This is a genomic window from Labilibaculum sp. (genome assembly GCF_041595635.1).
Classification (GTDB): Bacteria; Bacteroidota; Bacteroidia; order Bacteroidales; family Marinifilaceae; genus Labilibaculum.
This window is the reverse complement of sequence record NZ_JBFHJW010000016.1, coordinates 39,244-53,558: the sequence shown is the minus strand read 5'-3', so window position 1 is coordinate 53,558 and position 14,315 is coordinate 39,244. Positions and strand designations below refer to the sequence as shown.

11 protein-coding genes are annotated in these 14,315 nt (G+C 34.2%); 8 read left to right on the top strand and 3 right to left on the bottom strand.

The window, feature by feature from the left end:
• Positions 1–72 precede the first annotated feature (72 nt).
• Together feoB and ABYT26_RS06880 are read left to right on the top strand one after the other, a co-directional pair.
• Positions 73–2,580, top strand: a complete 2,508-nt coding sequence (feoB, locus tag ABYT26_RS06885) for a ferrous iron transport protein B (protein WP_372752229.1) — start codon at positions 73–75, stop codon at positions 2,578–2,580.
• Positions 2,581–2,584: 4 nt separating this feature from the next.
• Complete coding sequence (locus tag ABYT26_RS06880) at positions 2,585–2,791, top strand: FeoB-associated Cys-rich membrane protein (protein WP_372752227.1); 207 nt, start codon at positions 2,585–2,587, stop codon at positions 2,789–2,791.
• A 109-nt stretch (positions 2,792–2,900) separates the two neighbouring features.
• On the opposite strand, the gene argF is transcribed toward ABYT26_RS06880, so the two are convergent.
• Together argF and ABYT26_RS06870 are read right to left on the bottom strand one after the other, a co-directional pair.
• Positions 2,901–3,902: an ornithine carbamoyltransferase gene (gene argF / locus ABYT26_RS06875; RefSeq protein WP_372752225.1), complete on the bottom strand. Its 1,002-nt coding sequence runs from the start codon at positions 3,900–3,902 to the stop codon at positions 2,901–2,903.
• A 63-nt stretch (positions 3,903–3,965) separates the two neighbouring features.
• Positions 3,966–4,973 (bottom strand): carbamate kinase, encoded by a 1,008-nt coding sequence (locus ABYT26_RS06870; protein ID WP_372752223.1) that lies wholly within the window; start codon positions 4,971–4,973, stop codon positions 3,966–3,968.
• A gap of 508 nt (positions 4,974–5,481) precedes the next feature.
• Between ABYT26_RS06870 and ABYT26_RS06865 the strand changes: the two genes are divergently transcribed.
• From ABYT26_RS06865 to ABYT26_RS06855, 3 genes are all read left to right on the top strand, one after another.
• On the top strand, positions 5,482–6,162 hold the full coding sequence (locus ABYT26_RS06865; protein ID WP_372752221.1) for a hypothetical protein: 681 nt from the start codon (positions 5,482–5,484) through the stop codon (positions 6,160–6,162).
• A gap of 125 nt (positions 6,163–6,287) precedes the next feature.
• The gene (locus ABYT26_RS06860; protein WP_372752219.1) at positions 6,288–8,702 is read left to right on the top strand and encodes a DNA translocase FtsK 4TM domain-containing protein; all 2,415 of its coding nucleotides are present in this window, start codon (positions 6,288–6,290) and stop codon (positions 8,700–8,702) included.
• Positions 8,703–8,759: 57 nt separating this feature from the next.
• Positions 8,760–9,401 (top strand): outer membrane lipoprotein carrier protein LolA, encoded by a 642-nt coding sequence (locus ABYT26_RS06855; RefSeq protein ID WP_372752217.1) that lies wholly within the window; start codon positions 8,760–8,762, stop codon positions 9,399–9,401.
• A gap of 4 nt (positions 9,402–9,405) precedes the next feature.
• On the opposite strand, the gene ABYT26_RS06850 is transcribed toward ABYT26_RS06855, so the two are convergent.
• On the bottom strand, positions 9,406–11,478 hold the full coding sequence (locus tag ABYT26_RS06850; RefSeq protein ID WP_372752215.1) for a tetratricopeptide repeat protein: 2,073 nt from the start codon (positions 11,476–11,478) through the stop codon (positions 9,406–9,408).
• 300 nt (positions 11,479–11,778) lie between these two features.
• Between ABYT26_RS06850 and ABYT26_RS06845 the strand changes: the two genes are divergently transcribed.
• The 3 genes from ABYT26_RS06845 to ABYT26_RS06835 are packed head-to-tail and all read left to right on the top strand — an operon-like array spanning position 11,779 to position 14,293.
• Complete coding sequence (locus ABYT26_RS06845) at positions 11,779–12,972, top strand: DUF4105 domain-containing protein (protein WP_372752213.1); 1,194 nt, start codon at positions 11,779–11,781, stop codon at positions 12,970–12,972.
• Entirely contained in the window at positions 12,973–13,722 is a 750-nt protein-coding gene (locus ABYT26_RS06840; RefSeq protein WP_372752211.1) for an acyl-[acyl-carrier-protein] thioesterase, read from the top strand. It begins immediately after the preceding gene.
• A gap of 7 nt (positions 13,723–13,729) precedes the next feature.
• Positions 13,730–14,293 carry a hypothetical protein gene (locus ABYT26_RS06835; RefSeq protein WP_372752209.1) on the top strand — a complete coding sequence of 188 codons (564 nt, stop codon included), beginning with the start codon at positions 13,730–13,732 and terminating at the stop codon, positions 14,291–14,293.
• Positions 14,294–14,315 lie beyond the last annotated feature (22 nt).

Sequence of the window (14,315 nt, the reverse complement as noted above, 5' to 3'; positions counted from 1 at the left end):
AGAAAGGTAAAATTAGATCATTGCTAAGTTACAATAAGCAAACGCAAAGTGCGTCATTATTAATAGATACGAATGAAGCTTTCCGAGTTAAGTGATAGTCAAGAAGGAATTATAACAAAAGTTCAGGGACATGGTGCATTCCGGAAAAGAATTACCGAAATGGGCTTTGTGAAGGGAAAAAAGGTTACTGTAATTAAAAATGCACCACTAAAAGATCCTGTTGAATATCAAATAATGGGCTACGAAGTTTCTTTGCGAAGAAGTGAGGCTAGCCTAATAGAAATCATCACCAAAGAAGAGGCAAAAAATCTTAAAATAACTGATTTTGAAGGCACCATAAACGATGATATTCTTAAAACATCAGCCAAAACAAAAGGAAAAAACATACAAGTAGCCTTGGTTGGAAATCCCAATGCCGGAAAAACAACCCTGTTTAATTATGCCTCTGGATCGAAAGAACATGTTGGTAATTACAGCGGGGTAACTGTAGATGCAAAACAAGCAAAAGTAAAACAAAATGGTTATCAGTTTAACATCACCGATCTTCCAGGAACCTACTCGCTAACTGCTTATTCACCCGAAGAATTATTTGTTCGCAAATACATCATTAATGAAAAACCAGATGTGGTAATTAATGTTGTAGATGCCTCTAACTTAGAAAGAAACCTTTACCTCACAACCCAATTAATCGACATGGATATTAAGGTTATTATTGCCCTTAACATGTACGATGAGTTGGAACAAAAAGGTGCCGTTCTAAAATTTAAAGCATTGGCTAAAATGCTTGGCATTCCAATTATTCCTACCATAAGTCCGAAGGGATTTGGCATCAAAAAATTATTCAATAAAGTAATCGATGTTTACGAAGACAAAGATCCTATCGTTCGTCACATACATGTGAACTACGGCAAATCAGTTGAAAAATCGATTTATAAAATACAGGAAAAAATAAAGAAGGACCCTAAGATTTGCACAAATGCATCACCTAGGTTTCTTGCCATTAAGCTATTAGAAGGGGACAAAAGTGCTCGCTATTCAATTCAGGAAAGCGAACAACACATCAGCATAAAAAATCAGGTTAAAGAAGAAATTCAAAAAATAGAAAATGAATTTGGTGAAGTTTGCGAAACTGTAATTACCGATTCAAAATATGGATTTATTGATGGCGCACTAAAAGAAACTTACAGGGAAAGCCCTATTAAAAGAAGACGAAAAACAACGATAATCGACACATTTATCACACACAAACTATTCAGTTTTCCAATTTTTTTCGTGTTCATGTTCTTAACGTTCTACGCCACTTTTAATTTAGGTGAATACCCTATGCAGTGGATAGACATGGGCGTTAATGCTATTGCAGGCTTTATTGAACAGTTTATGTCTGAAGGGCCTCTAAAAGATTTACTTGTAGATGGAATTATTGGTGGTGTTGGAGGAGTTATTGTTTTTCTACCTAATATTCTAATTCTGTTCTTCTTTATTTCGTTTATGGAAGATACCGGATATATGGCTCGAGCCGCCTTTATTATGGATAAGTTAATGCATAAAATTGGTTTACATGGAAAATCATTTATTCCATTAATAATGGGATTTGGCTGTAACGTACCAGCTTTAATGGCTACTCGTACACTTGAAAACAAAAACGACAGAATACTCACCATGCTGATCACTCCCTTCATGTCGTGCAGTGCCAGACTTCCTATTTACATTTTAATTATTGGCACATTTTTCCCTGAACATGCCAGTTTTGTCCTATTTGGGATTTACACTTTAGGCATTTTTCTAGCCATTGTATTTGCTAAGATATTCAAATCGAGCTTTTTTAAATCAAAAGAGGCTCCATTTGTTATGGAACTACCTCCCTATCGCCTACCAACACTTAAATCCACTTTAATTCACATGTGGAACAAAGGCTTTCAATACCTTAAAAAAATGGGAGGTGTAATCCTTATGGCTTCCATTCTTATTTGGGCTCTGGGATATTTTCCAAGAGAAGTTGATTTCTCTCAAGATTACGATCAAATGATTAGTCAGACATCCCAAAAATACGACAGACAAATCGAGTCGTTAGCTCAGAACAGCAAAACAAAACAACTTTTGCTCGAAAAGGAAATGGAGCTTCAAAAACTCCAAAATTCAAAACTTGAAGAAAAACAGGAGAAATCATATATTGGGCAAATTGGTCAATTTGTTGCACCAGTAATGCATCCTCTGGGTTTCGATTGGAAAATGACTGTGAGTATACTAACAGGTATTGCTGCCAAAGAAGTTGTTGTAAGCACTATGGGTGTTCTGTATCAAGAGGGAGAAGGTGCAAGTGAAAACAGTGAAGGACTAAGAGAAAAATTAAAAAATCAGAAATTTACTGGCTCGTACCGAACGGGAGAAAATGTATTTTCCAGCTTATCGGCTCTTTCCTTTCTGATCTTCATACTAATTTACTTTCCCTGTGTAGCGGTTATTGCAACCATTATTAAAGAGGCAAATTGGAAATGGGCAACTTTTGTTGTATGTTATACCACAGGGCTGGCCTGGTTAGTATCCTTTGTCGTTTATCAAACTGGAAATTTAATTCTTTAAAATTATGAGCTTTCAATTACTTATAACCTATTTAATTGTTCTTTTCGCTTTTGGATATACGATGTATCATTTCATAAATCTATTTACAAAACAAAAATCGAGCTGTGGCGGAGGTTGCAGTGGCTGCGATTTCAAAAGAGAACTGAATAAAAGAAAAATCTCGACAAAACAACTACCCAAGCTCAAAAATTTAACATATGTTAAAAATTAGCAGTATTTAAAAAAACCTGTTTTTATGGTATAAAATTGAATTATTAAAAACATAAGCACAAAAAAAAAGGACGACTGATCAGTCGTCCTTTTTAATAAGTATTATCGGCTTATGCTCCTAAAGTGGCAACCATTATCGCTTTAATTGTATGCAATCTATTTTCAGCTTCATCGAATACAATAGATGCAGACGACTCAAAAACTTCTTCAGTTACTTCGACACCGTCCATACCAAATTTCTGAAAAACATCTTCCCCAACCTTAGTCTCACGGTTGTGATAGGCAGGCAAACAATGCATAAATTTACAATTATCGTTTTCAGAAGCAGCCATTAAATCGGCATTTACCTGATATGGCTTCAAAATTCCTATTCTTTCTTCCCATACTTTATCAGGTTCTCCCATCGACACCCATACATCAGTATAAAGGAAATCACAACCTTTAACTCCAGCCTGAGCATCATCAGTAATGGTAATTTTAGCACCTGTTTCTTTTGCTATTTCCATGCAATCAGCAACCAAAGCTTCTTCTGGCTGAAGGTTTTTTGGTCCTACAATTCTTACATCCATACCCATCTTAGCGGCTCCAACCATTAAGGAATTAGCCATATTATTGCGAGCATCGCCCAAATAAGCAAAGGCAACCTGATTAAGAGGCTTATCTGAATGCTCCATCATGGTTAAGAAGTCAGCTAAGATTTGCGTTGGATGAAATTCATCAGTCAACCCATTCCAAACAGGAACACCTGCAAATTTTCCCAACTCTTCAACAATTGCTTGCCCAAAACCACGGTACTCAATTCCATCATACATACGTCCTAAAACACGAGCTGTATCGGCCATGGATTCTTTTACACCAATTTGGGAACCGGAGGGACCTAAATAGGTAACATGTGCACCTTGATCGTAGGCGGCTGTTTCAAATGAACATCGAGTACGAGTGGACGATTTTTCGAATATTAAAGCAATATTCTTTCCTTTCATAGTTTGCACTTCAGTCCCCGCATATTTCGCTCTTTTAAGATCTCTGGCAAGATCCAACAAATATTGTATTTCCTTTGGAGTAAAATCCAACAACTTTAAAAAGTTTCTGTTTCTTAAATTAAAAGACATGGTATGTATTTTTAAAAATTTCAATCACAAAAGTAATTATAATCTGATAGTAATAATCTTTATTTAACCAATATGCTCAACATCATTCCCATCGTACTCCATTGTAATCTTGGTACCATAAGATTTATCAACTAGTTTCGTAGCTTCAGTAATAACAGATTTACCTCCACCATTTTCTATAAAACTCAAACAAGCACGAATTTTTGGAGCCATCGATCCCTCGGCAAAGGTACCATCTTCCAAATATTTCATGGTATCCTTGTGATTTAAAAATTCAAGTTTTTTCTCATTAGGCCCCTTAAAATCGCGATAAACAAAAGGAACATCCGTAAGAATATAGAATTCATCTGCTTTAATACGAGCACCAATCAATGCCGAAGCAAGATCTTTATCGATCACCGCTTCTACCGGACAAAGATTTCCACTCTCATCTTCCGAAACGGGGATTCCACCACCACCAACCGTAATCACAATATTTCCCTGACGAGCCAATGTATTAATTACCTTTTCATTCAAAACTCTAATTGGTTTTGGTGAGGGCACAACACGTCTCCAACCACCTTCTGTTTTCACTTCCTCTTTAAAAATCCAACCTTTGTCTATGTTTAATTTATCAGCCTCTTCTTTGGTGTAAATTTTACCTACACGCTTTAGCGGATTTAAAAAGGCGACATCATTTCGATCAACAACAACTTGACTTACCAGAGTGACAACGTCTTTTTCTATGCCGTGCTTTTTTAAAACATTGCGCAAATTGCGTTCAATCATATAGCCAATTCCGCCTTGCGAATCAGCAACATCAATATCCAAAGGCATTTGTGGAATATTATAAAGTTGTTCACCTGCATCATTCCTCATTAAGATGTTACCTACCTGAGGACCATTGCCATGAGCAATAATAATATCGTATCCTTCTTGTATCAGAAAGATGAGGTTCTCTAGGGTATCAATCGTATTTTTATTCTGTTCTGCTACTGTACCTTTCTGACAACCTCTTAACAAGGCATTTCCACCTAAAGCGACAACTGCTAATTTATTCTCCATTACTTTGGCATTTATGTTTTTCTTCACTCATTGCAAATCTAGAAAAAATAATCACAAAACAACAAAAAAACATTTTTTTTAAAACTCAACCATCATCTGTTATTCAACCACTTACAGACTATCTATTTTTACTGTTCACTAATCTAGTCTCTAAATACATGAAATTCAAAGCAATCAATACTGAAACAATATCCACTCATCTTGACACATCAATATTTGTAGTTATGTTTACTTTTTAGTTCAAAAAGGCGATATGATCAAGTAGTACAAAAACAATCTTCAACAAAAAAATTCAACTATTTCATTTAGTTTTTATCATTTACGGAACCTGAACACTAATTCTTCGTATCATGAGCAATGGAATATAACAGGGCAAATAGGCGGCATTCATAAAAAGATGCATAAGCTTCATGTAAGATGTATGAATTTAGTATTTAAATTTCCCAATGTTTTCCTACATTTAACCAGTTCAATTTGCCATTTATAAAGCCGCTATTAGTTTCAGTTATCAACTCACAAACAAAATCCATCGTTTATGAAGAAAGGTTTATCTATAATTTTAATTTTATTTGCATTCTGGGCTTGCAATTCAAAATCAGACCCCAACAATAAAATTAATGAAGGGATAATTACCTATTCTGTTAGTTATTTTTCAACTGAAAAGGAGAACCCAATCATTGCCCTTCTTCCAAATAAAGTAGAATTACTTTTTAAAGATGATAACATCTGTTTAATCTCGGAAGGCTATTTGGGTTTTTTTAGTACCAAATTCATTTCAAAATACGAAAACGAAAAAAGCAACATTTTACTTAAAGTCCTGAGTAACAAACTAAGTTACGAATTCCCAAAAGATGAAATTGCTTTTGTTTACAATCAAAAAACGCCTCATAAGATAGAATACATTGATTCGACAAAGCAAATAGCTGGCTACAAATGCAAGCAGGCAAAGGTCTATTTTAATGATGCAAATAAGACACAAATAAATGTGTTTTATACTTTAGAAATTGGACTAAAATCACCCAATCGAAATACTCCTTTGTATCAAATTCCGGGTGTTCTTATGGAATTTGAAACAAGCATGAATAAGGTTAGAACCAAATTCACGGCACAATCGGTAAATCTAAATGCCGTTAAGGAAGAGGAATTCGATATTCCAGAGGAATATAAGTTTTCGGATTTAAAAACATTAAAAAAATACATCGTCGATTTTAATTAAGTATCAAGCCTTTTCAAACTTATCTTTTTACTGAGCCATAATCCTGTGGTTTTTAAATGCCATTTTTATTACTTTTACATAAATTCTAAAGCAATAGAATTTTGTGAAAATTGAAAAAATATTCAATGGCTAAAACAAAAAAAACAAATAATTCCAAGGCTAAGTCGCGCTTTTCGGCTCCCAAATTTTTTACTGATGACAGAACTAAGTTTCTATTAGGAATTGCTCTTTCACTGTTTACGATCTACATCGGCTTAGCATTTGCATCCTTCTTTTTTACCGGCGGAGCAGATCAAAGCAAATTAGATCTAAAATGGCTCGAATTAATCACCGACTCAAAAATTAGAGTTGAAAACTGGACGGGAAAAACTGGAGCCTATATTTCCAATTTGGTAATTAACAAAGGCTTTGGAATTGCCTCCCTGTCCTTTCTTTACCTAATGGTTGTTTTATCTTTACGATTATGGGGAGTTAAAATACAATCGCTCCGCAAAACCATTATTTACACCTTGTTTTTTTGCATTTGGTTTTCTGTATTAATGTCCTTTTTATTTGTAAAGTCAACCTCACACTCCTTTTTATTTTTAGGTGGAATACATGGCTATTTTATTAGTGAATGGTTGGTATCACTAATTGGAAATGTCGGAACTTTATTCCTCGTTATCTTAAGTTTTTTAAGTTTAATTACCATAGGTTTTCAAAACTTCCTTCCTTTTTTCAAGAGAATGTTTGCGTCAAAAGAAAAAGTCAGTTCCAATAAGGGAAACAGTTCTGATACTGTGAATGAATGCAACACAAAAGAAGAAGAAGAATTTGAAAAGGACGATAGTCTAAATACTCCATCTCTCGAAAAGGAACTTGAAATTGACAAAACAGAATTACCTATAGAGGCAGAATTTGCTCCTCAAGAAGAAATTATTCTTGAAACAAAAAGTAAAAAAGCCGACAAACCCAAAGAAGACTTAGAACTAAAAATTGAAAATGCAAGTAAGCAAGAAGAAATTGTAAACATCAAGCATACACCCATGGAAGATTTTGACCCTACTCTCGATCTTTCCAATTACAAATATCCTCCTATTAATTTATTAGAAGCTCATCAGTCCAGCAATTCAAGTGTGAGCAAAGATGAACTAGAGTCAAATAAAAATAAAATTGTAGAAACCCTTCGCCATTATAAGATAGAGATCACTCAAATAAAAGCAACAATTGGCCCTACAATTACTTTGTATGAAATTGTACCAGCTCCAGGCGTACGTATTTCAAAAATTAAAAATTTGGAAGATGATATTGCCCTAAGCTTATCAGCTTTGGGAATCCGAATTATCGCTCCAATTCCAGGAAAAGGCACCATAGGTATCGAAGTTCCTAATCGGGCCCCAGAAATTGTATCGATGAAAAACATTATTTCATCCAAAAAATTCCAGGAATCGAAACATGCACTTCCCGTTGCTCTTGGCAAAACAATCTCGAACGAAACTTATACTCTCGACTTGACCAAAATGCCACACCTTTTGGTGGCTGGGGCAACCGGACAAGGTAAATCGGTTGGGTTGAATGCAATAATCACATCCTTACTATACAAAAAACATCCATCGCAGCTAAAATTTGTTCTTATTGATCCTAAAAAGGTAGAATTAAGCATCTACTCTACCATCGAAAAACATTTCTTAGCCAAACTACCCGATGAAGAAGAACCAATCATTACGGATATCCACAAGGTAATTGCCACCTTAAATTCTTTGTGTATTGAAATGGATTCCAGATATGATTTACTAAAAAAAGCACATGCACGAAATATAAAAGAATACAATACCAAGTTTGTAAAACGAAATTTAAATCCCGAAAACGGCCATCGTTACCTTCCTTATATTGTTGTGATTATTGATGAATTTGCTGATTTAATTATGACTGCCGGCAAAGAGGTAGAAACGCCAATTGCGCGTATTGCTCAATTAGCTCGTGCCATTGGAATTCATATGATTATTGCCACACAGCGTCCGTCAACCAATATTATTACGGGCGTAATTAAGGCCAATTTCCCAGCTAGAATCGCTTTTAAGGTGGCCTCAATGATTGACTCCAGAACTATTTTGGATAGTCCGGGTGCAAACCAGTTAATTGGTCGTGGAGACATGCTTATATCCCTAACCAGCGAACTAGTAAGGGTGCAATGTGCATTCGTAGACACGCCCGAAGTTGAAGCTGTTACCGAATTCATTCAAAAACAGCAATCCTATCCTTCAGCCCTATTTTTACCTGAATACACAGGAGAGTCATCGGAAAACACCTCAACAGATATCGATTTGCAAAAAAGAGATGCTCTCTTCGAGGAAGCCGCTAAATTAGTTGTCTCATCGCAACAAGGCTCTACCTCTGGAATACAGAGACGATTTTCGATTGGTTACAATAGAGCGGGAAGAATTATCGACCAATTAGAAGCTGCAGGAATTGTAGGTCCATTTGAAGGAAGTAAAGCAAGACAAGTTCTTATTTCGGATGAGTACTCATTGGAAAAACTGTTAAGCGATGTGCTCCAATAAAAACCTGGCATAATTATTGATTATAGAGTTATTGAATATTAAATAAAATCAGATAAAATGAAAAAAGTCTTTCTCCTTCTTCTTCTTGGAATTGTATGTTTTAACCTATCGGCGCAGGATACCAAAGCCAAATCAATTTTGGATAAAGTTTCAGCAAAAAATAAAGAATATAAAAGTATAAAAGCCGAATTTACTTTTTCAATGGATAATGATGAAGAAGATATTCATGAAAAATCCGAAGGAATTATTGTTTTACTAGAAGATAAATATCGTCTTAAATTAATGGGAGTAGACACTTACTTTGATGGAAGTACAATTTACTCACATCTGGTTGATGTAAATGAGGTAAACATTAGTGAACCAGAAGATGGTGATGAAGAAGGATTGAACCCTGCAACTATTTTTTCGATTTATGAAAAAGGATATACTTTTAAGTACGTAAAAGAAGAAAAAGCTAATAATACCGACTACGATTTGATCGATTTATTCCCAAATAATACCGAAAAAGGATTTACATCAATCCGCCTGAAAATAAACCGAGCTAAAAATCAAATTGAATCGCTACAATCAATTGGTAAAGATGGAAATAATGTAAGTATTATTTTAAAAAGCTTCACTCCTAATCTTACTTTTGCCGATAACTATTTTGTTTTTGACACCAAATCAAATCCAGAAGTAGAAGTAAACGATATGCGATAAAAAATCACACTTGCATCGCCTCCTCTATCCTTAATGGGATAGAGGATTTTTTTTGCTCTTTACTTAAAGAAAGTGAAAACCAAAATTCACTTCCAATATCTTCCTGACTTGTAAGTCCGATTTGGCCTCCATTTTTCTCCACAAAATCCTTACACAATATCAAACCTAAACCAGTTCCTCTCTCCCCCATTGTTCCGGGTCTAGAGTGATTAGAATCGAGGTGAAATAATTTTGATTGTTCATTAATATTCAAGCCAATACCATTATCTTTAACCGAGATTATTGCCTTACCATTCCGAGCTCGAATTGAAAAAACAACCCTTCCTTTTTCTTTTGTAAATTTGATGGCATTATTCCCCAAATTTCTTAGTACTGTTCGAATCATATTCGGATCAGCACTAACCATCAAATTATCTATTATCTCTAAGTGCAAAGTAATTCCTTTAGTTAAAGCCTTTCCTTCGAGCCCTTCCAATTCTTCCTGAACAATCTCGCTAATAGCGAAATACTGAGGATTGTATTTAAGAACACCCATTTGTGATCTCGACCATGTAAGCAAATTATTAAGCAATAAAGAACCTTGCAAAGCAGACTTGTTCACAATTTTAATATATTCAAGCCTTTTTTCATCGTCCAATTCATCAAACCGATAAATGATCAAATCGGTAAAGCCAAGAACAGTATTAAATGGGTTTTTTAAATCGTGTGCAATAATTGATAAAAACTTATCTTTTGTGGCAATTAGTTTTGTAAGACTATTATTATTCTCAGATATAATAGCATTTTTCTTACTGAGAATTTTATAAAGTTTTGCCCTTACTCTGGTAATATAAATCAGATAAATAAGCAGGCTTATAATAAGCAAACCTATACAAACTAAAAAGATATTTTGGCTTTTCTGTTTGTGTAACTCCAATTTCTGAATGATATTTTTTTGTTTCAAAATTTCATTTTCGGCATCCATTTTTTCAGCCTGAAATTTAGCCTGAAACTCAGCAATCTCTTTACTATTATTTTCTTTATTTATTCGCGCCCGCATGTCATCATAAAGCCTAAAATAAGCGATACTTTTTTTGTAATTCTTTGTTTGTACATACAAGTCAGACATATAATAGTAACAATCCAATTCAACCTTACGCATACCAATATCTTTAGCTATACTCAAAGCCTCTTCAAAATTGATTACTGCTATATCGTACTCCTTCTTTTTTAAATAAGCAATAGCTAAAGATGATTTCACACTTGCCAATGAAACTTTATCATCTCTTTTCTCCGCTTCATTCAGTGCCAATTGGTAATAATCCAAACATTTACTAATTTCTCCTCGATCGAGAAATAACTGTCCAATATTTTCGAGCAGAACAGATTTCCAGACAAGATCCTCTTCTTTATCAATCAGATTTAATGCCTTCATATAGTAGGATAAAGCATCTTTTTCATTATTCAATTTATGATACACATTTCCTAGGTTCGTCTGAAGAATGGACACACTCACTACATCATTCTGTTTTTCTTTTATGCTCATGGATTTTTCATAATATTCCAACGCTTTTTTATAGTCTTCCATCTCAAAAAAAACATTCCCAATATTATTTAAGGAAGCAGAGATAGGTAAACTATCGCCTAATGAATTACGAATGTGTAAACTAGAAAAATAAGAACTAAGAGAGAGCTTGTAATTATCTGATTTAGTCAGTGAATTACCCATAACATTATAACAATCGGCTTTTTCTTTCTCTTGGCTTTTATCACAATATGTGATTGCTTTTTTCAAGTTCTTTATAGAATTCAAATAATCACTTTTACGATAAAACCCTTGTCCTTTTAAATAGTATGCTTTTACAACAGCAAGGGAATCAGAGCAAGTATCTACGACACTTAAAATTTCATCGGCACAATAAATTGTAGAATCGGGAAAATCATTCAAATAATCTTCACCTAACTGATAAACAGAAACTAAGTATTGTAAACCCTGTTGGGATCCCAATATTATTCTCAGACTATCGCGGTTTAAAACAGTTGTATTGGCAGAAAAGAACTGACAGATCAATAAAAGGAAGAAAAAAAGCCTTCGCATTTGAAATATATTTGATAAATTATAATGGGTTCGTAAAGATGTCAAAATTTATTTAATCTGCTAAACAAAATTTATTTTTTTAATCGAAAAACAATTGTAAGGCGATATATACAAAACATTACACAACAATCTTTTAAAAATAAATATTTACTTACAAGCCCCATATCCACTAGCATATAACAAATCATAATCAGAAATAATTACTTGCAATAAGATTCTTTCCTCTTTAAAAAATTATGAAATAGGTAACATTCAGATATTCATAAAATACTTATCTTCGAGGAGTAAATATTTACCTTTATGATTTTCAAAACAATTTTCTTTCGAATTTTTACGATTGCTTTTTTTTTAGTACTATTTCACACTCATTGCATAGGAAAAAACATAAGCCGAAATGCGGAAATTAGCCTTCTTACCTGTTCTCCAGGCGATGAATTATACTCACAATTTGGACATTCAGCCATACGAATAAAAGATGCTGAAAACAATTTAGACCTTGTTTTTGGCTATGGCACTTTCGATTTCAACACCCCCAATTTCTATCCTAAATTTGCACGTGGCAAATTAGATTACATGCTTTCATATACCTCTTTCAAACACTTTAAAAATGAGTATATCTATGAAAAACGTGGAATTGTAGAACAAAAATTAAACCTGGATAGTATTGAAAGGCAAGATTTGTTCTCGGCTCTCCTAAAAAACTACCAAATCGAAAATAGGTATTACAGGTACGACTTTCTTTTCGATAATTGTTCAACAAGAATTCGAGACATTGTACAAGCCAATGTAAAAGGCGAAATTGTGTTCAATACAATTGTTAGTGAACCCAAATCTTTTTGGAACCTTTTAGATCCCTTCATGGAAAAAAGCAGATGGATATTTTTAGGAATTCATCTGGCTCTTGGAATTCCTTGCGATATCGAAGCTACGCCCTACCAATACATGTTTCTGCCTGATAACCTGATGCAGGCTTTTGAAAAAGCAACAATTCATTCCAATAGCACAGTGAAACCCTTGGTTAAATCGAACCAGATTATTCTTAAACCAGCTATTAATTTTCAAAAAACCACTTGGTACAAAAGGCCGGCTTTTCTATTTGGAATAGTAGCTATTATTGGATTTTTTTTAAGCTTATTTTACCTGAAAAAAGAGAAAAATTTTTTCATTTTCGACTTTTTTCTTTTTGGCATTTGCGGTTTAGTAGGATGGCTCATTATTTTCTTATGGTTTTTTACCGATCACCAAGCTACTGGGCCAAACTGGAATATCATTTGGGCCTTTCCCCTTCACTTTCCAATCATTTTCGCCTTGCTCAAAAAAAAATCGCATCTCTTCGTATACTATTACCTACTGCTGCATTCAATACTATTACTAATGGTCTTATTATTCTGGAAAATCATTCCCCAATCTTTTCCCAATGACATATTGCCAATTGTTGCACTATTACTAGTAAGATCCCTTTACATTATTAAAAAATTAAGAACACATTTTTAAATGAGCACTTCAAATACCGACATCAGAAAGCACCGAGAGCGCTTCCATATTGGTTCCTTCGACTCTGACCTACAAGGAAATGCAAAACTCACAAGCATTTGCAATTACTTTCAGGAAATTGCAGGACATCACGCAGATTTAATCCATCAGGGAATAGATGATTTAAAAACTAATAATTTATCTTGGATTTTATCCAGATTAAAAATTCAAATATTTGATACTGCTAAATGGAAAGATTGTATTGATATTGAAACCTGGTCGGTTGGCACGGATGGTTTGTTTGGAAATCGTGAATTCAGAATCTACAACAAAACAGGTGACGTAATTGCGCAAGGAAGCTCGGCATGGTTGGTTTTCAATACCAAAACCAAAAGACTAATTCGCCCCCAAGAAATCGTAGCCAAAATGCCAATCAACTCCGAAAACCCAATCAATGGTGGCAGCTTATCGAAAATACCAACGATTAAAAACGCTACGTACATAGAGGACATCCATATTCACTACAGTGATATAGATTTTTATCAACATGTAAATAACGTAAAATACGTCAAATGGGCTATTGACTCCTGTCTTCCCGAAATCAAAAAAGGAAAAACGATTAAAGAATTAGAAATAAATTATTTGCACGAAGCAAAACTCGATCAGATACTCGAACTATATAACCTGACACAAGATTCCACGTCGCAGATCATCATCAAAACAAAAGGCACAAATATTGAAAATTGTCGTACAATTATACATTGGAAATAAATAAAACATGAACACAATTCTATCCAGCTTCGAGTCAGCACTATACCATTTAGTTTCACTCTCATCTTTTGAACTATTCATACTATTGATATTGTTTGGAATCACATTCCAGTTAAAAGATCTGAAAGCCTATTTCTCTCTTTTGTTTGCTTTGGTAGTAGGTTCCATTGTTGGTTTGCTTCTTTGCAATTTTTCAATCATCCATTTATCATCCATAAACGTTAAACTCCTACTAGCCATTTCGATTCTCTTACTCGGAATTCAAAATCTACTAAGCGGCTCGAGCTCAGCCTCAACCATACGATATAATTTCTTTGCCTTAATTGGAATCGTGCTTGGTATAGGTATCAATATGCACTATAAAAATAATTACGGCAACAGCTTTTCGCTCTATCCGTTTGTGGGATACAATTTAGGAGCTACTGTCTCCTATTTTCTAATTTCATTTTCCAGTTTACTTCTTTCTTCACTGCTGATGCTCATATTTAAAACTGAACGAAGAAGCTTTAATTTAGTACTTACAGGAATTGGTATAGGAATAGCACTGGTTCTTATTTGCACTCGTTACTAAACAAAAAAAAATGCGAATCATT

Coding starts and splice junctions, on each gene's coding strand:
- argF (WP_372752225.1), bottom strand. CDS start 3,902: ATGTCTTTTAATTTAAGAAACAGAAACTTTTTAAAGTTGTTGGATTTT.
- ABYT26_RS06860 (WP_372752219.1), top strand. CDS start 6,288: ATGGCTAAAACAAAAAAAACAAATAATTCCAAGGCTAAGTCGCGCTTT.
- ABYT26_RS06880 (WP_372752227.1), top strand. CDS start 2,585: ATGAGCTTTCAATTACTTATAACCTATTTAATTGTTCTTTTCGCTTTT.
- feoB (WP_372752229.1), top strand. CDS start 73: ATGAAGCTTTCCGAGTTAAGTGATAGTCAAGAAGGAATTATAACAAAA.
- ABYT26_RS06845 (WP_372752213.1), top strand. CDS start 11,779: ATGATTTTCAAAACAATTTTCTTTCGAATTTTTACGATTGCTTTTTTT.
- ABYT26_RS06840 (WP_372752211.1), top strand. CDS start 12,973: ATGAGCACTTCAAATACCGACATCAGAAAGCACCGAGAGCGCTTCCAT.
- ABYT26_RS06865 (WP_372752221.1), top strand. CDS start 5,482: ATGAAGAAAGGTTTATCTATAATTTTAATTTTATTTGCATTCTGGGCT.
- ABYT26_RS06855 (WP_372752217.1), top strand. CDS start 8,760: ATGAAAAAAGTCTTTCTCCTTCTTCTTCTTGGAATTGTATGTTTTAAC.
- ABYT26_RS06835 (WP_372752209.1), top strand. CDS start 13,730: ATGAACACAATTCTATCCAGCTTCGAGTCAGCACTATACCATTTAGTT.
- ABYT26_RS06850 (WP_372752215.1), bottom strand. CDS start 11,478: ATGCGAAGGCTTTTTTTCTTCCTTTTATTGATCTGTCAGTTCTTTTCT.